Source organism: Luteibacter sp. P1_D3, assembly GCF_056406135.1.
The window spans coordinates 1-22618 of the sequence record NZ_JBFUAT010000053.1; the positions used below are offsets into that span (position 1 = coordinate 1).

At 61.0% G+C, this 22618-nt stretch carries 19 protein-coding genes; 5 read left to right on the forward strand and 14 right to left on the reverse strand.

Features of this window, described 5'->3' with window-relative positions:
• From AC1DYM_RS21465 to AC1DYM_RS21480, 4 genes are all read left to right on the forward strand, one after another.
• A partial coding sequence (locus AC1DYM_RS21465) for a molybdopterin dinucleotide binding domain-containing protein (protein WP_477341844.1) occupies window positions 1-1178 on the forward strand: 1178 nt, incomplete at its 5' end.
• Window positions 1175-2311, forward strand: a complete 1137-nt coding sequence (locus tag AC1DYM_RS21470) for an MDR/zinc-dependent alcohol dehydrogenase-like family protein (RefSeq protein ID WP_477341846.1) — start codon at window positions 1175-1177, stop codon at window positions 2309-2311. The genes AC1DYM_RS21465 and AC1DYM_RS21470, both read left to right, overlap by 4 nt.
• A 2582-nt stretch (window positions 2312-4893) precedes the next feature.
• A complete protein-coding gene (locus AC1DYM_RS21475; protein WP_477341848.1) occupies window positions 4894-5232 on the forward strand; it encodes a response regulator in 339 nt (112 codons plus the stop codon).
• 2343 nt (window positions 5233-7575) lie between these two features.
• Window positions 7576-8250, forward strand: coding sequence for a response regulator (locus AC1DYM_RS21480; RefSeq protein ID WP_477341850.1), 675 nt, complete (start codon window positions 7576-7578; stop codon window positions 8248-8250).
• Between the two features lie 518 nt (window positions 8251-8768).
• Here the strand turns inward: AC1DYM_RS21480 and AC1DYM_RS21485 are convergent.
• From AC1DYM_RS21485 to kdpF, 10 genes are all read right to left on the reverse strand, one after another.
• The gene (locus AC1DYM_RS21485; RefSeq protein WP_477341851.1) at window positions 8769-8984 is read right to left on the reverse strand and encodes a hypothetical protein; all 216 of its coding nucleotides are present in this window, start codon (window positions 8982-8984) and stop codon (window positions 8769-8771) included.
• Between the two features lie 144 nt (window positions 8985-9128).
• Complete coding sequence (locus AC1DYM_RS21490) at window positions 9129-9695, reverse strand: histidine kinase dimerization/phospho-acceptor domain-containing protein (protein WP_477341853.1); 567 nt, start codon at window positions 9693-9695, stop codon at window positions 9129-9131.
• Window positions 9696-9698: 3 nt separating this feature from the next.
• A complete protein-coding gene (locus tag AC1DYM_RS21495) occupies window positions 9699-10415 on the reverse strand; it encodes a response regulator transcription factor (protein WP_477341855.1) in 717 nt (238 codons plus the stop codon).
• Window positions 10412-13060 (reverse strand): ATP-binding protein, encoded by a 2649-nt coding sequence (locus tag AC1DYM_RS21500; protein WP_477341857.1) that lies wholly within the window; start codon window positions 13058-13060, stop codon window positions 10412-10414. Before AC1DYM_RS21500 ends, AC1DYM_RS21495 begins: the two co-directional genes overlap by 4 nt.
• Before the next feature lie 4 nt (window positions 13061-13064).
• The gene (kdpC, locus tag AC1DYM_RS21505; protein ID WP_477341859.1) at window positions 13065-13640 is read right to left on the reverse strand and encodes a potassium-transporting ATPase subunit KdpC; all 576 of its coding nucleotides are present in this window, start codon (window positions 13638-13640) and stop codon (window positions 13065-13067) included.
• 12 nt (window positions 13641-13652) lie between these two features.
• Window positions 13653-14459 (reverse strand): TorF family putative porin, encoded by an 807-nt coding sequence (locus AC1DYM_RS21510; protein WP_477341861.1) that lies wholly within the window; start codon window positions 14457-14459, stop codon window positions 13653-13655.
• 25 nt (window positions 14460-14484) lie between these two features.
• Window positions 14485-14670, reverse strand: a complete 186-nt coding sequence (locus AC1DYM_RS21515) for a hypothetical protein (protein WP_477341863.1) — start codon at window positions 14668-14670, stop codon at window positions 14485-14487.
• Between the two features lie 15 nt (window positions 14671-14685).
• A complete protein-coding gene (gene kdpB / locus AC1DYM_RS21520) occupies window positions 14686-16758 on the reverse strand; it encodes a potassium-transporting ATPase subunit KdpB (protein ID WP_477341865.1) in 2073 nt (690 codons plus the stop codon).
• A 3-nt stretch (window positions 16759-16761) separates the two neighbouring features.
• Window positions 16762-18570: a potassium-transporting ATPase subunit KdpA gene (gene kdpA, locus AC1DYM_RS21525; protein ID WP_477341867.1), complete on the reverse strand. Its 1809-nt coding sequence runs from the start codon at window positions 18568-18570 to the stop codon at window positions 16762-16764.
• Entirely contained in the window at window positions 18567-18659 is a 93-nt protein-coding gene (gene kdpF / locus AC1DYM_RS21530; RefSeq protein ID WP_477341869.1) for a K(+)-transporting ATPase subunit F, read from the reverse strand. The genes kdpA and kdpF overlap by 4 nt, the downstream gene beginning before the upstream one ends.
• A 685-nt stretch (window positions 18660-19344) precedes the next feature.
• On the opposite strand from kdpF, the gene AC1DYM_RS21535 reads away from it, so the two are divergent.
• Window positions 19345-19755 (forward strand): hypothetical protein, encoded by a 411-nt coding sequence (locus AC1DYM_RS21535; protein ID WP_477341871.1) that lies wholly within the window; start codon window positions 19345-19347, stop codon window positions 19753-19755.
• Here AC1DYM_RS21535 and AC1DYM_RS21540 read toward each other — a convergent pair.
• The 4 genes from AC1DYM_RS21540 to AC1DYM_RS21555 form a co-directional block, all read right to left on the reverse strand.
• Window positions 19740-20282 (reverse strand): chloride channel protein, encoded by a 543-nt coding sequence (locus AC1DYM_RS21540; protein WP_477341879.1) that lies wholly within the window; start codon window positions 20280-20282, stop codon window positions 19740-19742. The genes AC1DYM_RS21535 and AC1DYM_RS21540 overlap by 16 nt on opposite strands.
• Window positions 20283-20767: 485 nt before the next feature.
• A complete protein-coding gene (locus AC1DYM_RS21545; protein ID WP_477341873.1) occupies window positions 20768-21175 on the reverse strand; it encodes a Rap1a/Tai family immunity protein in 408 nt (135 codons plus the stop codon).
• Between the two features lie 199 nt (window positions 21176-21374).
• Window positions 21375-21533 carry an AlpA family phage regulatory protein gene (locus tag AC1DYM_RS21550; RefSeq protein WP_477341875.1) on the reverse strand — a complete coding sequence of 53 codons (159 nt, stop codon included), beginning with the start codon at window positions 21531-21533 and terminating at the stop codon, window positions 21375-21377.
• Between the two features lie 12 nt (window positions 21534-21545).
• The coding region (locus tag AC1DYM_RS21555) for a tetratricopeptide repeat protein (RefSeq protein WP_477341877.1) at window positions 21546-22618 on the reverse strand (1073 nt) is incomplete at its 5' end.

Below are 22618 nucleotides of genomic sequence, written 5' to 3' on the forward strand. Positions count from 1 at the left end.
ACGTCAACCAGATTGCAAACCTCCTGCTTCTCCGTGGCATGTTCGGCAAGCCGGGCGCTGGCATATGCCCGTTGCGCGGCCACTCCAATGTCCAGGGCGACCGGACCGTGGGAGTGACGGAAAAGCCTGACGCCGGCATGCTCATGCGCATCGAGCAGCGTTTCGGCTTCACGCCGCCGAGTGCGCATGGCCACGACGCAGTCCGCGCGTTCGAGGCGATTGCCGCAGGGCGATCGAAGGCGCTTATATGTCTGGGCGGCAACCTAGCCGTGGCGATGCCCGATGCCGATGTCTGTTTCCCCGCAATGAAGGGTCTCGAACTCTCGGTGCATATTGGTACCAAGCTCAATCGCTCCCACCTTCTGGTTGGCAAGAAGGCTTTCATCCTGCCCTGCCTGGGGCGCACCGAGCGTGATCTCCAGGCCAGTGGCCCGCAGGCTGTCACCGTGGAAGATTCGATGTCGATGGTGCATGCGTCCAGCGGCAAACTGACACCGGCGTCGCCGCATTTGCGTTCCGAGCCCGCGATCGTGGCAGGCATGGCGGCGGCCACCCTTCCCGACAGCCGTGTGCCATGGATGGAGATGATCATGGACTACGATCGCATCCGGGACGCCATCGAGTTCGTTTTCCCCGATTTCGCGGACTTCAATGCACGAATACGCGTGCCGGGAGGATTCCGCCTGCCTTTGCCACCCACGGAGCGTATCTGGCACACGCCCACCGGCAAGGCACAGTTCATTCCCTGTGAGTTCGATGTGGGGTGCGCCACGTCTGCCGATGCAGGGGTACTCATGCTGACGACCATTCGCAGCCACGACCAGTACAACACGACGATCTATGGACTGGACGATCGGTACCGGGGCGTCTTCGGAAGACGGGACGTGCTGTTCATGAATGCCGACGACCTGGCAGAACGTGGGATCGAAGAAGGCGATGAGATCGTCGTCCAGACAGCCTTCGGAAACCGTCCCGAACGCTCCATGACCACGCTCATTGCCGTGGTCTACAACATCTCGCGCGGCTCGGTCGCCACTTACTATCCCGAAGGCAACGGGCTCGTTCCACTGGATTATTTCGACCAGCAGAGCGGTACGCCATCCTATAAATCGGTGCCGGTCCGGGTCGCGACGCGGGTCGGAACCGGCCCCCTGTCTTTGGAAACGGCCTCACCATGAACGAGACGAATGCTCTGACCCTGGTTTCCGTCATCGAGCACGATGGCACCCTTCGCCTTTCACTCGACGACGTCGAGCTCCGTGTCCCCGGCCCGGACGAGGTCGTCATCGAAGTGCGCGCTGCACCCGTCAATCCATCCGACCTGAGGCTGCTGCTTGGTCCGGTCGATGCATCGTCGTTGAAGGCTTCGGTTATGTCGTCTCGACCGGTAATCGAGGGGCGGATCCCGGACGCCGCCATGGGCGCCGTGCGGGGGCGTTTGGGTAAAAAAATGCCTGTCGGCAATGAAGGTGCCGGAATAGTCGTGGGCGCCGGGAACAATGTAAGTCATCTCGTGGGTAGGACACTCGCGTTTTTTACCGGGCAGGGCTCATATGCAACGCACAGTGTCGTTGACGTCCGTGACTGCATCCTCATCGAAAAGGGGGTGCCGGCTGCTGCGGCGGCGGGCGCATTCATCAATCCGCTGACGACCCTTTGCATGATTGAGACGCTCCGTCGCGAGCGACATGGCGCCCTGGTCCATACCGCCGCAGCATCCAATGTCGGACAGATGCTCAGTCGACTTTGCATCGCTGAGGGCATACCGCTGGTCAACATCGTACGTACGAAGGAGCAGGTTGCGCTGCTGCAATCGCAAGGTGCTGTGCACGTGGTCGACAGCACGTCTGCGGATTTCGCTGCTGAGCTGGCCCATGCGATCCAGGCGACGGGCGCTACGCTCGCCTTCGATGCGATAGGGGGCGGTCGCATGGCATCGAAGATCCTTGCGGCAATGGAGCGGGTCTGCAAAGAAAAAATGGCGACGTACAGCGCGTATGGGTCTTCCACCCACAAACAGGTCTACAACTACGGTCTACTCGATCCGAGCTCACGCATCATCGACCTCGATGTCGGAACGGCATGGGGCATTGGCGGATGGCTGATGGTCTGGGAATTCTCACAGCTTGACGAGAGCCGCCGCGATGCCCTGAAAGCGCGAGTCGCGAAGGAGATGACCACGACTTTTGCCAGTYATTACAAGGGGGCATTCACGCTCAGCGATCTACTGAGCGTGACCACGCTGAACGACTGCATGCGCCGTGGGACCAACCAGAAGTATATCGTCGTGCCCAACGGGGATTCTGTATGATGCTACTAGGCGTTGCGCAGCGCATCCTAAACACGTTGAATCAATGTCACCGACGTCACCTGCGCACCCCTTTTAACGCGGGTTGAAGTATTGGCTACGGGGCACCTGCACGCATACGGCTGCCACTTCTCAGATCGTAACCCGTTGGTAGTGCCTCCAGATCTAGGCGAAGGATGCGCTCCACATGCCTCGTCGCTCGCCGATCAATCGAGCGATGCGAAGATTCGCAGACCTGCGGTGGATGTACGCTGCGCTGAGAGTTCGGACCAATAGGCTCGGAAGATCCTTCGTTCTTCCCGGTCACACTTAATATTCCCCGGCGTAGCTAGACCCTTTTAGACGTGGGCAAAGACCGTTTTACCCACACCGCTAAGGCCCGGAAAGGCAATCACGCTCCAACTATATTTCGCGGCCTTTATCAATCATTGAGAAATTAAACGCGGCTTCGATATCACGTAAGCGGGAACCTGAGGGGCACCACCGCGGACGCAGTTGACCGAGGTTCCATTCCCCCAACCCCTGTCATGTTCGGCGTAGCCAGGTATATATAAGCCATAGCCTATTCGGCATGGCCGGCGTATGCGTCGAGGCGCGATCGTGTGCAGGCGCGGGGCCTAGCTCCATCGCAGCGTAGCTGCCATCGCGAAGCTAATCTTGGCCGTCTATCAGGGGACGCGCAGAGTTCGGTGCCAGACTTCCAGCGCTTCCGAAAGAGCACCCCACATGTCACTGCATCTGGCAGTCTGTGAGCGAGCAACCCACGCTGCATTCGAGACCGCCTGTTGTCAAGGTGACGCTCCGTTTCGCCTTAACGGCGTCAATTGGTAGGTAACGACGCTTGATTGCCAAAAAATAATCGTCCCTGCCCCACGCTGAGCAGTACACGGCTGTGTTCGCAATGACCTTCCCGATCCATGCCCACGTTGCACAGTAAGCACCAATCGGAGCAGCATGGCGGCCAACGACCTTTGCGGTGGGCGCAGAATTATCCTGGTCAACCGCCATGACAATCTTTCGGTCATCGGTCAGCCAAACTATTCGTCACTGCATAACGTTCTTTGTGGAAATTGCAGCGGCATTGAATTGCTTGACAATCGATGTGGAAGGTACTAGTAATTCGACAACGGAGGCCATGTATGTTTGATGCTTCTCGTGCGGATAAGGTCGGTGGGCTTTAGCCTCTACCTGACATCTCTCGATCCCGGTCTTCTTGATCGGCGAGCTGACTTTCCCCTTGAATTCCAGCACCGCACAGTCGGGCGGCCTTCGGATGAGCGTTCACGTGAGGGGATTGGGGTCACGATCCATTGGCCTTGGAACGCTCATGGAAGGGTGCGCAATGTCATTACCCGATCCGGTGCCAAGCGTCGTTACTCGGTCCCCTGCTTTCGAGGCCAAGAGCGCTTCGCACACGGTGAGGCTTCTGAGGAAGCCTCAGGAGCGGTGCTTCTCGACGCTTGCGCTGGAGTCGAATTCCAAGAGCAGCCAGCCAAAATTCAATTTGAGTGGCTCGGAAATGGCCGACGACGCCTCCCGGATTCTCCACGGTAATGCGTTGGAAAACTCTGGCTAGTGGGTGCCCCAAGGGAGCCATCCAAGAAGATATTTCTCGGTACACCTAGGCGGTAGACACCACGCGTCTTCGCGGGTCGCCGAAATCAATACGCCTGCCTCAACGCAAAATAGCTGTCCGCGCACATGGGTGTTTGTGCACACCTAAGGTCCGTACTCTACGAATTCACTCAATTTCAAACAGACGCTTGACCGCTCTAACTCGACACCGAACGAGAAAATTGTCGAGATATTGAGTGAAACGCGGGCCGAAACGCTACAAACCGCATTTGCTCTGAGGCGCTCAATGGACCCTGCACGAGGTGGATGGATCCGAGTTTGCGCGAACCCGCTCGGTATTCGCGAGGGCGGTTGCGCTGCGCGTCCCGTCCCTGACTCCGCCCGCCGCCCTCAGCCCACCGCCGGGCGAAGACTGGGGGACGGCTGACGCACACTCGTCCCCCTTGGTCCTCATCGTCCACGACGATGTCGGCGTGGCCGAGCGCTCTCCATTGCGCTTGAGGACATCGGTGCCACCGCCGTTCAAGTCAATCGGACCAGCGATGCCCGCTTGGTCATACAGGGTGCGCCATGCTTGGCGGCGGTGATGTCGCGATGTGTTCTTGATCTCGACGGAGACCGACCGTTGCTGGCGTGGGTGGGCGTGCACCGGCCCGACGTCGCACTGATTGCGCTGTGTTCCACCCTCGATCACGCCCATGGTGAACTTCCGACTTTGTGTCAGGTGCTGAGTCCGCCATTCGACGGTCAGGACCTCAGACGGACCTTGGACGACGCCCGGCTGGCCGCGTTCGACGGTCTGCGAAGCTCCTAGACCTTGGGTATAGATGGCCGCTGCGCTTGCGCTTGCGTTCGGCAACATAACCTCGCCAATCGTCGGCCAAGCTATCTTCACATGATCGCTGCCCTCCGCACGCGGCGTTGACAGCGCAGCGCCCAGTCTGGGGTCCCAGCGCACAGGCCCAGACATGTCCATACGATTCGGCCTCACCGGCGCCCACGTCCTGGTCGTGGAAGACGACCATATCCTTGCCGTCACGCTGGCATCGATTCTGGAACATGAAGGCGCCACGATCGCGGGGGCCTGCGGGTCGCACCGAGCGGCGATGGATATCATCGCCAAGCGCCTTCCAAGCCTGGCGCTGCTCGACGTCAATATCATTGGCGGAACGTCGTTTGCGCTCGCGGAATGGCTGGGCGAGCACCACGTGCCATTCGCCTTCATCACGGGAGAGCCCTTGGACCGCATTCCGTTTCGGCTCACTCACATGGGCTACCTCAGGAAGCCCGCCAGCGGGATGGACGTGCGCGCGCTTGCCCAGCGGCTCTGGGCCGCGGCCAAGCATTAGCTAAAGCGACAATCTCCGGGGCGGCCCGGACGCGGGTCTCCGCCCTTAAGTCGGTCCCCATTGAACAACGGCGGCACGCGGGTTTTCGACGGGGGCCGTCGCGCCAGCGAAGGCGCGCGCCCGGTCTGACGAACCCGAGCGAGTGGCCGATACATCCAATGTGACTCTCGCCACGTATCTGCTGTCATGCCCATTCAGCGCGCCCGCCATGCCAATGTTGACCGTGCTCCGCCGGTTAGAGGAGAACAACGTGGTGGGCTGGGATGCGCAGACCCGATACCTGAGCAGTCCGGTGACTGCCCATCGCCTTGCAACGATGGCAGTCGGTGCTGGTGGCCCGCCACATCGAGGTGGTCCTCGATCTGCCGCGCGAATGGATGGATGATCCGAACGCCGCGTTCGCCACATAAGTGTTGGGGCGCTCCTTCACACATGCCGTCCAGGGGGACAGCGATGCGGATTTTGATCGTGAGCTACCGGCCAGCGCCCGGTGAGTTCGACACCGTCTTGGGCCTGCTTTACGCCCAACACCGGCGCGCACGGGCCTGGACGTCGCCTACGCCAGCCGCCACTCCTGGCGCGGTCCGCGGCGGACGAGCTCACCTACGTGGCGTCCTTTGCGGACGGGCACGACGTCGACCGCTGCTGGGAAGATCCAGAGTTTCAAGATCTCGATGCGCGGTTGGCGGCGGTCGCCGAGATGATCCCCGCCCGGGCGCTTCACGAAGCCAGCGCGAGCTACATGGACCTGGAAGGCGTCGAACCGCCACCCCGCACTGTATGCAGTGACGCATAGTTTGTCCGCGAAATAATTGATAGTTTGGTCACAGGGCTTGCGAAAAAGTCGTCCCTAGCCGGCGATATCGGCTCCGTAGGATGGGAGGTCCGAACCTCGTCTTCCTACGCCTCCACATCGGCGAACTTGAACTGCCGCGATCCAAGCCCCGCCCGGCCGAGAATCCACCTCTTCGGTAAGCCGTGGGGATCGTATTGCACGGGATCTCGGTCTCGCCGTGCGGCTGGTGTACAAAGAGCTCGTTCATCTAGGCTACGCATCGTAGGTGAGGCAGCGGGAGTTGCCGAGGTGTATCCAAATCAATTTAACGGACCTGAAGATCGGCGATCCGGCGATCCGGCGATCCGGCGATCCGGCGAGCCAGCGCGACAGTCCGACGCTGAGGGCCGTCCCGCCGATTATTACGTTACGGGAACTTCCCTGACTCGCCCGGATGCACCTCGCGGCAGTCCTGTGCATAAAGACTATGTCGACGCTTCCATACGCGGAGGGGGTAAGTCGCGCGACCCGACATCACGCGCCACAGTTGGCACCTCGCAAGAAATACATCTAGCGCTCAAGTACATCGGATCTGTGGTCCTCATCCATCCACCCTTGACGCTGCTGCATAGACCACTCCATCTCGCGGGCGACCTGATCAGTCATGCGGCACCCAGAGAGAAGGTCACTCAGTGCCGCGATGCATGGCAGCCCGAGCCAGTCTGCTTGCGCTTGGAGGGATGCAGTGCCCAGAGACTCGACCTCCCGGAGCACGCTATGCAAGTTGCGGGAGCGATTGATCCCTACAGCATCGGCGGGATTCGGGGCGATTAGACCGCCCTGGACGAACGCGGTAATTCTTGCGTCTTGCAGTTCGGAGGTCTCTTCGCGAATAAGCTCTTGCATATGGAGCCTCCAGTAGATCGATTGGTGAGGCGCGCGGTGGAAGATCCAAAATAGCTCGCTGGCCGATTAACTTGCTTGAGCTGCTCCTGACGAATGGATCACACCCTTGATGGCTCTGCCAGCCTCGACTCACGTCATCGACCACCTTTTCATTTTCATCACTGTGCAACGTGACGAACGCCGCCTTGAAGCTACGTGTATATGTAAAACCGTACTGGCGTTGGAGGTCACCGCTTGCGAGCTGGCGCCCGCAATACCTGATCGGAATATGCTGGGGCACTTTCAGTGCGAGAGTGGTTACGCATCGACACGGTGTCGGAACGAAAGGCGCCGCAAGCACGTTCGGCTCCAAGCTTCACGTGCCTGCGACTTTCTGGGCACCGGGGTACGGCGGACCCAGACGGCCAAAGCATCGCTCAATATTCAGCGCCTGTCACGCAAAGGGTCGTGCGAGCCAAAGAGCTTTGCCATGCCTGCAACTAGATACTCTCTTGAACGAGCGTTGGGGAAAATAATGGATGCCCCCAGCTCCATACGGTGTACGAATTCCAGAGTCGACCATATACGCGTGTCGGCGGTGTCGCGCCTCAGTAATTATACGGTTGACCGGGCGAGTCGCTGGGACCATGAATTACAGTACTACTCGTGTCGACGGGAACTGCATGTCTGACCACACCTCTCCATGCATTGGGGCGCCTTCCTCTATTCCTAGAACTGTGCTGGCCGACGACCACGCGATCGTGCTGGAAGCCATCCGTGGAGTTCTTGGGATCCACGTGCAGGTGGTTGCCACAGCCAAGTCGGGTGCAGGACTCTTGGCTGCGGTCATTCAAGAGGCGCCAGACCTCATCATCGCTGACCTTGAAATGGCGGAAGGGACCGGGCTCGATATCCTGAGGCATCTCCGCGCACGAGGAGACCGGACGCATTTCGTTATATTGAGCATGCATGCACAGCCATCCATAGTCGCTGCATGCTTGCGCGCAGGTGCGAATGGCTATGTATTAAAGACGTCGGCGGGTGAGGAACTGTTGGGCGCTGTCGCATCAGTAATGCGTGGCGACTTATACACGCCAGCATCCTTCATCGAGATGACCACAATCGACTACATAGGGCAGCCAATTCAGCTCACGCCGCGCCTGCTCGAAGTGTTGGAACTCATGGGCATCGGCCGATCGACCAAAGAGATCAGCCAGGAGTTAGGGCTGTCGCCTCGCACGGTTGAGTCCCATAAATCGGCGCTAATGCGTCGTCTCCAGGTTGCGACTTCGCTCGAATTGGTTCGGCAAGCAGCAGATCTCGGGCTTACACGGCAATTGCCGAAAGCGCAAATATGAGCCACGCCCAGTCCGCGTCAACGGGCGGGCTGGTCGCAGAATTGGCTCTGCATAATTTTCTTCATCCCAGGCTGGCAATGCGGTCGGGCGGGCCCACCAAGCGGGGCCACCCGATCCGCCGCCTCTTCCAGCCTCATATCTCCGATAGAGCGGCCCGGTGGTGGAGCGACCGCGCTAGAGATCGTGCTTCCGACAGTTCTGCGTCCAGCAACGCGCGGCTCACGGTGAGGGCCTCTACGGTCATATCCGCGTTCTCCAGGATCAAACGTTCTGGCACTTCGTCCATGTGCGGTTCCTCGCCATCTTCAGTTTGCAACTGTCGCATGCCGCGTGCGAAGCGATCGTCCCGGGAGGGTGAATCGGCCACCTTTCCGCACGGCGCCGTCGACAAGCAGACGAGCCGCTTCTGCGTCGGGTCTGAGGCCCAATGGAAGAAGTGTCGAACGAGCTATAGCATAGGACCGGCTGCTGCGCCCTTCTTAGGGCCGGGGGGCTCCAACGAGCGGGGGCTCCGCCTTTTATGTTCGGAAGACGTCAAACGTGCCGTCTGCCCGCTTGACCTTGATGATCGCCACCCTGCCGGCGCTCTCGATCATGCGCGCGCGGGTTGCGGCAAAGGCAACGGCGGACTCCTCGTCTGGGCGCTCTTCTTCGGGGCACCCGTTCGATCTCGCGCGCCACTGTCCACTCTCGGTCGAAGGCGGCGCGATGTAGATGATGACTTCGTCGCTCATGCCTTGCCCAAAGCCTCGCTAACGTCCTTGGCCATCACGCTCACTCGCTTACCCTTGTTGACGGCGGGCATCGGAATGCGCCGTTCTTTCTTGCTACATTCTTTTAATCTCGGGCACGACTAGTGACTGGACACAGATTTACCTTCAGTACCCGTTCTTCTCATCGGGGTTCGCCCCGCCCAGAATATCGTTGGTCAGGGAAGAAAGCTTGTCAGTCTCTGCAAGGATGAGCTCGGTGAGGGCGCGGAGATCATCGGCACTCACCCGACGATAAAGCAACTGCGCGGCACCGCGCATCCCCATGAGCGGGTTCTTCACTTCGTGCGCAAGGCCTCGCAAGGTCGCAGACAATGCAGGCATCGCCGTATTAGACGACGAAAATACTTCGATTACGACGCCGCCCGATGCGTTCGGGGAGATGATTACGTCAGCCTGAATCTCACCTCCGCCCGGAAGGCCGAGCATCGTGGCACGCAGGACACACCTTTCTCTATCGCGCATAACCATCGGCGCGCGCTCGTTTATGAGTTGATTTCGCACGATATCGTGAAGGCTCCGACTCAGCGAAAGTGCGGCGCTTATATGCAACAGCTCGGCCATCGACGGATTCATCCAGGTAAAGGCCAGCGAATCGTCGAGAACGGCCACACCTGTGCTCAGGAGATTAAGCAGTTCGAGTGGAGCTTCGTACACGAGTTGATGATCAGTCACACGCTAGGAGTCCGCCGAGTGGTGACGCGTAAACTGATATCCCACACCTGGATCGGTGCGAATCCAAGTCGGGTTGGTTGGACTGTCCCCCAGCTTCTGGCGAAGTTTGCCGACAACAATTCGCAGGTAATGCGTATCCTCGACGTGGCTTCCGCCCCATAGTTCGGTGAGGATCTGCTGTTGAGTTACGATTCGGCCTTCGTGCCTAACCAGCAGCGCAAGAAACGCGAATTCTTTGCGGGTCAGAGAAATCGCGACACCATCGACGAGAACTTCGCGACGCGCAAGATCGATGCTAAGGCGACCATCGTCGAAGCGCATCATCGCGCCGCCATCGACGGGTTTGGCCTTCTGACGGAGCAAGGAGCGCACTCGCGCCATCAACTCCTGCGCGCCAAATGGCTTAGTGACGTAGTCATTAGCGCCTTTATCGAGGGCTTTGACCTTCTCCGTTTCCGCATCGCGAACGGAAAGCATCAGCACGGGGACATCACTCCATTCGCGAAGATTGCGCAGTACTTCGTGGCCATCCATCCCCGGCAAGCCGATGTCCAGGATCACGAGGTCTGGCGAGCGCATGGCGGCCATCCCAAGCCCCTCCTCGCCGTCGGCGGCGAGGATCACTTGGTACCCCTCCGCTCGCAGGGCAATATCGAGGAGACGGCGGATCTGCGGCTCGTCGTCGATCACCAGCAACTGGAAGGGCAGTCCGGTCTTCATGGGACGGGTTCCGCTGGGTCGGGCAGAGGCAGAGAAACCTGGACGATAGTCCCGCCGCCGGGGTTGTTCAATGCCTGTACCGAGCCTCCGTGGGCGCCGATCATGCCCCGGCAGATTGCCAAACCGAGACCAGTGTTCTGCCCACCGCGGTCACCACGCGACACGGAATAGAACATGTCGAAGATGCGGGCGCGCTCGTCTTCAGGGATGCCAGGACCCCGGTCCGCGACGTCGATCTGCAAGCGGTCGTCCATCTTTTTCACCATCACCCTTACGGGTTCAAGCGGCGGCGAGAAGCGGGCGGCGTTCTCTAGGATGTTAAACAGAGCCTGTTCGATAAGGGCGGGGTGGACGTAGAGGAGGATCGCCGCCGATGGAAGATGCACGTCCACGCGTATTTCTGGGAACAGCCGTCGGAGCCGATTGATTGCTGCGGCGACTATCTCGCCCGCATCCACCCAGCCGCGGTTCAACTTCAGCGTGCCATGGCCCAGACGGGTCATATCGAGTAGGTTTTGAATGTAGCGGTCAAGGCGCTGGCCCTCATCCAGTATTGCCTTGAGTAGGTCGTGTCGCTCTTCCGGCGGCAACTTCTCCTCGTAACTGAGCAGGGTATCGGCGGATCCAATCATCGACGCGAGTGGCGAACGCAAGTCGTGCGACACGGAAGATAGCAACGCATTGCGCAACCGTTCGGTTTCGCCCTGCACACGCGCATTTTCCAACTCTGAGGCGAGCCGGGCACGGTCCAGCGCTTGGCCGATGTCCTGGACCATCGCCTGAACCAGACCCCGGCGATCTGCATCCGGGGCAGTGGTGAAGCGAAACGCGGCAACGCCTGCGCGCTGCTCAGCCCCGAGCGGCAGCATCCAGCACGAGGCCCCGTTCAGCGTATCGGTGAAGCGCCCTGCGGGTTCTGCGTGATTCTCCGACCAGTCCGCCGCTGCACGATCCTGAGCGGTAAGTTCGAAAACGTCGGCGCCAGAGGCGACCACCTTCAACTCGCCATCCGCATCCCTTGCCAGAACTGCGACGTTACCGTCGACAGCGCGGGCAAGCATCCGCGCCCCGACCATCCGGATGCCATCTGCATCCGCGGCGGTAGCCAGCTGCTGGCCGAGCGTGACCAGCACACGTCCCTGCGCCTGTGCTGCGCGCAGCGATTGGACCTGCCCGGCCAGCCGCGTAGCCAGCCGACTGCAAACCAGCGCCGCGACAAGGAACAACACCACGGCGAGGATGTCGTCGGCGTTTGCGATCATCAGTGTGAAGCGCGGTGGTGCAAAGAAGAAATTGTAGCCAACGAAGCACAACAGAGCTGTGTAGACCGCCACCGCCATGCGCGTACGCACCGCCACCGCGAGTACGGCGGTGAGGAAAATGAGTGACAGGTTTGCCACGGACAGCACGCGGTCAGCGAGAAATGCCAGGCCCATCGCTGCCAGGGTGGCCGCGGTGGCGAGAAGATACTCCTTGCGCGTACCGCGGTCGCCAGCATCGCGTAGGCGTCGACGCGCACGGGCGCGCTCCGCCGGCGTCGCGACGATCGTCAACTCCAAGTGCGCGCCATCCCTGAGGAGTTGCTGGGTCAGGGAGAAGCCGAGCCGCCGTGCGATCGGTCGTTCCCGTGTCCTACCCACAACGATTTGGCCGACACCTTCTCGATCGGCCCAGTTGAGCAGCTCGTCGGCGATGGCGTGTCCGCGCAGCGTGACTGCCTCGCCGCCCAATCGGCGGGCCAACCGCATGGCCGCATCGACGCGTTCGCGCCGATCAGCGGTGGTGCCGCCGCGGTCGACGAAGACGACGCTCCATGGCGCTCCACGGCGCTCGGCGATACGTCGCGTGACGCGAACCAGGTATTCGCTCTGGCTGTGACCGTCGATCGCTGCCATCACACGGCGTCGCACCGGCATGGCCCCCCCACGGGCCAGCATGTGCTCGCGCAGGTCGCTGTCGACGTGCGAGGCGACGGTTTCCACCGCTAACTCGCGCAACGCGGCCAGATTGGTGGGTGAGAAGAACGAATCCAGCGCGACTGCGGCCGTTTCCGGTACGTAAACCTTGCCCTGCTTAAGCCTACCGATCAGCTCACGTGGCGGAAGGTCGACGAGCACGATATCGCGCGCGCGATCAAGAAATGCGTCCGGCACCGTCTCGCGAACCGCCACGTTCGTGATGCGTTGCACCTGGTCATTGAGGCTTTCCACGTGCTGGACGTTCAGCGCGGTGTAAACCTCGATGCCCGCCTCGAGCAGGTCGGCGATGTCTTGCCAGCGACGCGTGTGCCGGCCGCCGGGCAGATTGGTATGCGCAAGCTCGTCGACGAGGAGTACCGCAGGCTTGCGGGCAAGGGCTGCCTCAAGATCGAATTCGCTGAAGTTCCTGCCCGCATAGCGGACGCTACGCGTCGGCAGGATCTCGATCCCCTCCAGCAGCGCCGCTGTCTCGGCGCGGCCGTGGGTTTCCGCCAATCCGACCACGACGTCGACACCCTGCCGTTTCAGGTCACGCGCGGCGGACAGCATGGCGTAGGTTTTCCCGACGCCCGGCGCGGCGCCGAGGAAGATCTTCAGCTTCTGTCCGCTGGCGTCCTTGACCGTATTGAGAAGGGCATCGGCCCGCGCGTCGCGGTCGTCGTTCATGGCGTCAGCGCAGAGACGCGTCGAGGGCGAGATTCAGTTCGAGCACGTTGACGCGTGGCTCGCCGAGAACACCGAGCTGGCGACCGTCGGTATTCGCCGCGACGAGCTCCCGCACCTTCGCAGGATCCATGCTACGAACGCGCGCAATGCGGCTCACCTGATACTCCGCAGCAGCGGGGCTGATCTCCGGATCCAGGCCGCTGCCCGACGCCGTCACCAGGTCCACCGGCACCGGTGCGGCATTGGAGGGATCGGCCTGCTTCAAGGCATCGATCCGCTGCTTCACCGCGTCGGTGAGGGCCGGGTTGGTCGGGCCCAGGTTGGAGCCCGACGAGCTGGCACCGTTGTTCGGGTTCGGCGCGGTCGCCGAAGGACGTCCCCAGAAATACTTCGGTTCGGAGAAGGCCTGGCCGATCAGCGACGAGCCCACCGTCTTGCCATCCTTCTGAATCAGGCTCCCGTTAGCCTTCGCAGAGAACAGCACCTGGGCCACACCGGTCGCCGCCAGCGGGTAGAGGATGCCAGTCAGCACCGTCATCGCGAGGAACAGCACGACACATTGCCTGATGAGTTTGCTCATGATCATGCCCTCTTAGAAGGTACCCTGGAACATAATAGAGCCGCGCGTGCCGCCGACGTTGCGGGTATCGCTAGCACTGACGAAACTGGATACGCGGTGATAGAAAGCGTCGTCCGTGGCATGCGTGACGCTGCCGCTGACCGACCAATGGGTGGCGAACTGGTACTTCACGGTGGCGGAGTAGTCGCTGTAGCTGGCGTCGCGCGCGCCGTTACTGAGCGGAGTCGTCAGTTTAGCGGTGTAGTGGGTATGGCCCGCATGCAACGCCAGAGACCACGTGTCGGAAAGCGGAAATGCCGCATCCAGCTGCAAATATCCCGTACCGCGCGTGTCGCCGTCGTAACCTTGCTCTTTGTCTGCGGCGAAGTAGTCGGTCAACGAGTGGTTGTATTTCAGCGTGAACTGGCGCCACGTCAAGGCGGCATTCGCCTCGAGCGTGTTGAACGAGCGCGACGGAAGGCCGGCGTCGTCCAGGTTCGCGCCGGGGTATACGTATCCGTACAGGCCCACGCGCCAGGACCAATCGTCGTTGATCGGACGACCGAAGCTGGCGTAGAGATCCAGCTCCATTGAGCCGCCCGGGTAGCTCTTGTCGCTAACGCTCGAGGCCCAGGTGCCTGCAGCAAAGCCGTTCGGGTTCGTGTAGTCGGCGCCGCCCTGAATGGCGGGATGGCCCCAGGTCTGGGTCAGGCCACGGAACATGTAGTCCGAGACCATGGCCACGTTGGCGGTTACCGGCGGGGCGTCCTGCGCCTGCACGACGGAACCGAGACTAAGGAAGGAAACAACCGCCGCGGCGGTCAGCGAAACGATCTTCATGGGTGTGCTCTTTGCTTTATGCGAGTCAGATGCCGGCGTAGCCGCCGAGGGTGTATTCGTCATCGAGACGTTCAGGTGCCGCGGCGACTGCGCGCGGCTTCATGGGGGTGACGTTGGCCGCAACGTGCTCGGTGTGGGACGCTACCACCCGGACCTCCATATCCAGGTCGGCGGTGTCTTCGATGAGTACGGTGAGCTTCACGGAATGCATGGGTGTGACCTCGGTTCAGGCCAGTCCGAACAGGACCAGCAACATGTCGATCAACTTGATGCCGATAAAAGGAACCACGATGCCGCCTAACCCATAGACGAGCAGGTTGCGGCGCAGGAGCGCGCCGGCACCTAGTGCGCGATAGGCCACGCCTTTGAGCGCGAGCGGAATCAGGACAATGATGATCAACGCATTGAAGATGACCGCCGAGAGGATGGCGCTCTGTGGCGTCGCCAGGTGCATCACGTTGAGTGCATTGAGCGCCGGGTAGGTCGTAGCGAACGCCGCCGGGATGATCGCGAAGTACTTGGCGATATCGTTGGCGATAGAGAACGTAGTCAGCGAACCGCGCGTGATCAGCATCTGCTTGCCGATGGCGACGATCTCGATCAGCTTGGTCGGATTGGAATCCAGGTCGACCATGTTGCCGGCTTCTTTCGCCGCCTGCGTGCCACTGTTCATGGCCACGGCCACGTCGGCCTGGGCCAGCGCCGGCGCATCGTTGGTCCCGTCGCCGCACATCGCCACCAGGCGGTTCTCGGCCTGCATGTCGCGGATGTATTTCAGCTTGGCCTCAGGCGTCGCTTCGGCGAGGAAGTCATCGACACCCGCCTCGGCGGCGATTGCAGCGGCAGTCAGCGGGTTGTCGCCGGTGATCATCACCGTGCGGATACCCATCTTGCGCATCTCGGCGAAGCGTTCCTTGATTCCCTCCTTGACGATGTCCTTCAGTTCGACTACGCCAAGGGTGAGGGAACCGTCGACCACGATTAGCGGGGTCGCGCCACGACGGGCAACGTCCTCGGCCATGCGCTTGACCAGCGGGGGGAGATGGCTGCCCTGCAACTCCAGGTAGCGCTCGACAGCATCGATCGCGCCTTTTCGGATGTGACGGGTACCGACGTCGACGCCGCTCATGCGGGTCTGCGCCGTGAACGGAACGAACTTCGCCTGACTGTCCGTCCTGAGTTGTTCCGGGCGGCCGAATTGCTTCGACGCCAGCGTGACGATGCTGCGACCCTCTGGCGTCTCATCGGCCCGAGAGGCCAACTCGCCGGCTTCAGCGAGCTCGCGTTCTTCGATGCCCGGCGCCGGATGGAACGCGACGGCCTGGCGGTTGCCAAGCGTGATCGTGCCGGTCTTGTCGAGCAGCAGCACGTCGACGTCACCGGCGGCTTCGACGGCACGGCCCGAGGTGGCAATGACGTTTGCGCGGATCATGCGATCCATGCCGGCGATGCCGATGGCGGAGAGCAGTGCACCGATGGTCGTCGGGATTAGGCAGACCAGCAGGGCGATGAGCACGGTGAGCGTGATCGGGTTGCCGGTACCAGCCGCCTGCACGCTGTAGATCGAATACGGCAGCAGCGTGGCGCAGGCCAACAGGAAGATCAGCGTGAACTTGGCAAGCAGGATGGTCAGTGCGATCTCGTTCGGGGTCTTGCGACGCGATGCGCCTTCAACCATGGAGATCATGCGATCGAGGAAGCTTTCACCTGGGTTGCTGGTGATCCGCATCACGATCCAGTCCGACAGCACCCGCGTACCGCCGGTCACGGCGCTGCGGTCGCCACCGGACTCACGAATCACGGGAGCCGATTCGCCGGTGATGGCGCTTTCGTCCACGCTCGCCGCGCCATCGACAATCTCGCCGTCACCCGGGACGATCTCCCCAGCTTCGACGAGAACGAAGTGACCGGTGCGAAGCTCGCTCGACGGGGTGAAGACGATGGCGGCGTGGCGGTCGGCCGAAGCCAGCTTCTTGGCAGCAACGTCGCGACGCGAACCGCGCAGTGCATCGGCCTGGGCCTTACCGCGCCCTTCGGCCAGCGCCTCGGCGAAGTTGGCGAACAGCAACGTGAACCAGAGCCACAGGCTGACCCAGAAGATGAAACCGGTGGGCGCCTCACCGTGTCCGGCCAGCGCCTGTACCCATAGGAGGGTGGTAAGGACGCTGCACACGAAAACGACGAACATCACCGGGTTACGGAACTGCATGCGCGGAGAAAGCTTGATGAACGCATCACCCAGGGCGCGTGATACCAGGGCCCGGTCGAAGCCGCGCCTTGCTGTAGTCGGATTATTCATGGATCAGTGCCCCGTAGCGGACATCAGGTGCTCGGCGATCGGCCCGAGGGCCAGTGCCGGCAGGAAGGTGAGTGCGCCGACCACGATGACCACACTGGCCAACAGGACGACGAAGAGCGGGGTGTGCGTGGGCAGGGTGCCGGCGCTCTCCGGTACGTGACGCTTCGCGGCCAGCGAGCCTGCCATGGCAAGCATCGCGATGGCGAGCGGATAGCGGGCGAAGTACATGCAGATCGCCAATAGGACGTTCCAGAAAGGCGTGTTCGCCGAAAGACCACCGAACGCGCTGCCGTTGTTGTTGGACGCTGAGCTCACCGCATAGAGGATTTCGCTGAAGCCATGGATGCCCGGATTGGCTACGCCTGCCACACCGGCCGGTGTCATTACCGCGACCGCGGTGCAGATCACCACCAGGGCGCACGGTAGCAACACGGCGAGGCTCGCCATCTTCATCTCATGCGCTTCGATCTTCTTGCCGAGGTACTCCGGTGTACGGCCGACCATCAGCCCCGCGATGAAGACCGCGACCACAGCAAAGGCGAGCATGCCGTACAGGCCCGACCCGACACCGCCGAAGATGACCTCGCCCAGCTGCATGAGCCACATCGGCACCAAGCCCCCCAAAGGGGTCAGCGAATCGTGCATGGCGTTGACCGCACCACACGAAGCTGCGGTGGTGATCGCCGCGAACAGGCCCGACGAAGCAATGCCGAAGCGCGTCTCCTTGCCCTCCATGTTGCCGCCGCTTTGCATCGCACTAGCGTGAGCATCGATGGCCAGGCCATGCAGGGCGGGATTACCTGCCTGCTCGGCGGCGACCAGGCCGATGGTCAGAGGGATAAAGATCACCAACATCGTTGCGAGGATCGCCCAGCCTTGCCGGCGATCACCGACCATCTTTCCGAACATGTAGCAGAGGCCACCCGGGATCAGGAAAATCGCCAGCATCTCGATGAAGTTCGAGAACGGCGTCGGATTCTCATAAGGGTGCGCCGAGTTGACGTTGAAGAAGCCGCCGCCATTGGTGCCCAGCATCTTGATCGCAATCTGCGAAGCTGCCGGCCCCATCGGTAGCACCTGCTCCTGCGTGGTCGCCGAGTGTGTCACCGGCTTGCCAGCTGCATCCAACACGGGGTTGCCGTCGGCGTCCTTGGTCGGCTCGTCGTACGTCGTCGCCTGGACGGTCGTCGCATGCTCGTACGGATGGATGTTTTGTACGACACCCTGCGAAACGAGCAGCAGTGTGATGACGAACGAGATCGGTAGCAGGATGTACAGCGTGGTGCGGGTCAGGTCGACCCAGAAATTGCCGAGCGCCTTGGCGCCACGGCGCGAGAAGCCGCGGATGACAGCGATCAGCACCGCAATGCCCGTGGCCGCGGAAAGGAAGTTCTGCACCGAAAGGCCGACGGCTTGGGTCAAGTAGCTCATGGTCGACTCGCCGCCGTAGCCCTGCCAGTTGGTGTTACTGGCAAAACTCACCGCCGTGTTCATCGCCGAATCCGGCGTGATGGCAGTAAAGTGCTCGGGGTTGAGCGGCAACCACTGCTGGACGCGCTGCAGCACATATACGGCGAGCATCCCGACGACGTTGAACAGAAGCATGGCGAGGGCATACTTCTTCCACGACATGTCTTCCCCCGGTTCCACGCCGGAGACGCGATAGATCAGTCGCTCGAAGCGAGCGCCGAGGCGCGTGACGCCGTTCGGTTGCTCGGCGAAGACCAGCGCCATGTAAGAGCCCATCGGCTTGATGAGCAACAGAAGCACGACGAGATAGACGACAATCTGGATCCAGTCGTTGGCACTCATTCGAACCACTCCGGCTTAAGAAGTGCTACGACCAGGTAGCAGGTAAGCGCCACGGCGATGAGCCCGGCGATGAGATAAGAGAAAGTCATGTCGACACCTTCACCTGCGACCCAGGCGGTCGCAGATCATGAGGAAGCCGATCGTCGCCGCAGTGAGGACGATGATCAGGAGTACGTAAAGGAATTCCACAGGTTCACCCGAATGAGGAGAGCTGCGGAATTATCGGAGTCGCCGAATATCTTCGGTGTAAGGCGATTCGCGGGCGCCGTAAATTCGAAGTAAATTTTTCTGACGATGTGCATCGTCCGGTGCCATTCCGGCTACGGACGGCTCGCTGCATCTTGCGGGGACGAGGCCCAGATGCGCCGCGGGAAACATCTTGGCAATCGGTGGCCTGTCAAGCCATCAGCAAGCCCCGGCAGCGGCGGACCGGCCACGCACTCCACGGCGTGGATCGCGGCTCAGCTCCTCGCCACTCCGTTCAACCCTTCGATGAGGCGTCGGCCATCGCCTGTCGATCGTGCCGAGGCGCTCCCGCGTCGCGGAACTCAGCATGTTCATTCGGCGCAAGCTAAGTGAACACCACAAGGGAACGTCGATGCCTGATTTTCGTGGCTATAGACTCAGGGCGCGACGACCCAGCCGTCTGCTTTGGTGAAACAGGACTCTGTCGCGGTCACCACTCGCAGGGAATCGTACTAGACGCACATCGGACGGTTAACGCAGCGACTCTACGCGCGATGTATAAAACCGGTTTCCATCGGAACAAGCCGGATGGCCCACAGGCGCCCTCTTGCGGTCATCATTGAAGCGGATGCATCGCTCGCCAGCACCATTGCCGATGCGCTCGCGCAAAGAGGCTACGAGGTGGAGAGGGCCCTCACCCATGCCCATGCGGCGTTGATGGTCTCGGCACGCGACCGCGTGGACTTTCTCATTGCTGCTGTACCGCTCCCGGGGGACGGGAAAGAGGGCGCGTACCTCAAGGTTGCGCAGCGGAAAAACATGGCGTTGGCCATGGTCGTTATGTTGTCGGAGCCGGAAGAGGCGACCGATGACATTCCGCCAACGGCCGTAACGCTGGTCAAGCCGTTTGACCTCACCAAACTGGCGCGTGCCACTGAAGACGCAACCTTTCCACACCGCCTATCACTCTGGAACGGCCGGTGTCACCCGGACGCTTGACCAGGCATATCGCCGGTCCGGGGCGTGTCATCTGTGACCGGCAAGGGCGCTGACTTTTGGTGCTCGGCTTCGAACCCCTCAATGAGGCTGTCGGCCAGTGCCTTATACACGGGCACCCGGCAAACAAGCGCCGAGGTGGCCCGGGCGAGCAGACAGGCTGCCATGATGGGCAGTGCCATCTGGTGGTTGGCGGTGAGTTCCAGAGAAATGACGGCCGCAGTCAGGGGCGCCTGGGTAACGCCGGAGAGATAGGCCGCCATCCCCAGCAAGACGACAGCCGAGGCGTCCGCACCGGGGAAGAGTTGGGCGATGTTCTCGCCGAGTCCAGCCCCCACAGCCAGTGCCGGGGAGAAGATGCCTCCTGGGATGCCGGCCCAGGCAGAAGCGATGTTGCCGAGGAATTTCAACGCGCCAAAGAGCGCGCCGGTCTGGCTGTGCCCTTCCAGGATGGCCCTGGCTTGCGCGTAGCCCGTTCCGTAGAGACCGTTGGCACTGAGGAGGCTGGCTCGTCGAGATCCTTCCGGCAGGACTGTCGCCTATAACTCCAAGAAAATGCCGGGCCTGTACACACTTTGCTAAATGGATGCGTGGAAATCCGCCAACTTTTCTAGGAAAAAATCATAGCGGTGACGAAGAGGCCAGTCACAGCGCCGTTTCCGTGTGCTCGACTGCGGTTCATTTAGCAAAGTGCGTGCAAAGCGCACACACTTTGCCTTTCTGTCCACAAGTGGCCAAAACAGCATAGTTGGGCCGGAATAAACGCCGTAGTCAGTGACTGGGAGAGATTTAGGAATATCAACGGCTTGCATCCGGCGAGGCGACGCCTGAACATTTGTCCGACGCTGGCTATGCTGTTTCCGGCGCGGAGGCGGTCGATACTCGGCATGCTCTACGCTGGCAAGGAATGCCGGGTCAGCGCCTGGCGCTGCTCGCGCATGTCGCGCGCAATGTGTTGGGAGGAATCCATCGGACCATGCTTTGCCGCAGCGATCTCAATCGTCGCGACTTGCGGTCAGTGCTTTCTCGATTGTCTTCCGGGGCAAGGGAAGTGCATCTTGAGCGCATCGATTACCACCTTAGCCGCCGGCTCACTTTGTCGATCGGGATGGCCTCGCAAGTAGGCCCCCGTTAGCGAAAGGACCTCGGTCCTTTGCTGCGGCGTCGTGCAAGCGATCGTTCCTTGGACAGCGTCCGTTACGCCGTCAACGAACGACATGCCCTCGTGGCCCTCGATAGTGCTTTCGATCGTTTGGCGCAAGCCTGGGCCGTACCCGATTGCCTGCTCGAGCTTCGGTTCCAGCTGGCCAGCTGTTAGGTAATAAACCCGTGTCGGAACGATGATCTCATGGGCGCTGACGTCTCCCGCAGCGACTAGTGCGGGGCAAAGGGTCATTGCGAATCCGATGAACATGACCTTCATGCGTCTGATCCTCTTGTTGAACTTCATGGCGACCGCAGCGGGTTCCAGTCGCTAACGCTGCAGCAACCCAGAGAAGGACGCCATCGGCAGTCTAGCTACCAAGCAAGGCCCATGTACCCTCACCACATACCGAAAGTGCTCTAGGGAGGTGGACGCGCAGCCTGGTTTTTCAGCTCCACGTGGTCGCGGCACGGCGTCTCTATCTCCGACTCGACCCTGGCGGCGGAAATCGAGCCGACCTTTGCTCGTCTGGGAAGCGGGCCTCGGACTCGAGCTTGTAGACCTGCGATCGGCTGATGCCCGTCCGTGCAATGTCCTCTTTCAGCCGAAGGCATCGGGGGGCGTCCGGCACGGGCATCAAAGCCGGGGATTAACGCCCCCGCGCCCTCAGAAACACATGCTCTCGGTGGAACCGGAGATATCCCTGAAGTTTTTTGCCCGGGGGACGTGAGAGATCTGCCGGAACCTGCAACTGTTCCCTCTCGGCCAGCGAGACGCTCGGTGACACTAGCATGGCGCCATCGTCGTCAAACGATATCAACCCGACATCGAACAGGGCATCAAGGTTTGCGGAAAGAATGAGGCCGTTGTGAGAATCGAGCCGCTCACCATCACTGGAGAGTCGCCACGGCTTGCAGTGCGAAGCGCGGAGCACTGCGCTCAACTGGCAACCCGTTACAGCGCACGCGCCGCCCCAGCGTCGTAACAATTCTCGACGGTAACGGCCCTGACCCAATCGCGCCTCGACCAGAGCCTTGCGAGCGGTCGGACCAATATCGGCGTCGGATATCCGATCCAGGTCACCTTCCAGGTCTAAGGGGCGTTCGGCAGGCATGGGCAGGGCGGGCGTCGGTACGGTGTCCCCCATAGCGACCATTGCAAGTATCGCCTCAGCCTCATCAAACCTGCCTAAGAAGAGGCAGCATCGCGCAAACTCGAGTTTTGGCTCGGGGTTATCGGGTAAAAGATCCATCGCTACTTGCAGTTCTTTAGCAGCACGCTCGGCGTCGTGAAGGTCGCGCAGCAGAAAGCCGGCGAACATCATTCTTGCATTAGCAGCTTTGGGTTCGGTCTCGATCGCCCTTTCGTAGCTGTCATAAGCCTGACTGGCATTGCCTATCAAGGCATTGATCCAACCCTCTACTCGATATCCCTCATAAAAATCGGGAGAAAGGACTTGCGCTTTTTCAACTAACTTAAGCGATTCCTCGAAGTCTCGATCTTTAGCAAGTGCCAAGGCATCTCGCAGATGCTTTGCGATGACCCAATCGCTTCGCCCGCGCATATGAATTGTGTATGGCGAAAGCGGATTTCGCTTCGCTGCGTTGAGCTGCTCCTCGCTTCCGCTAATCAGCTTATTTTTGAGAGCCAAAAGCTTGAGCTGTAGCTCTTTCGCTGCTGGATAAAATTTAGTTAAATATGCCCGGGCGAGCTGCGAGAGCT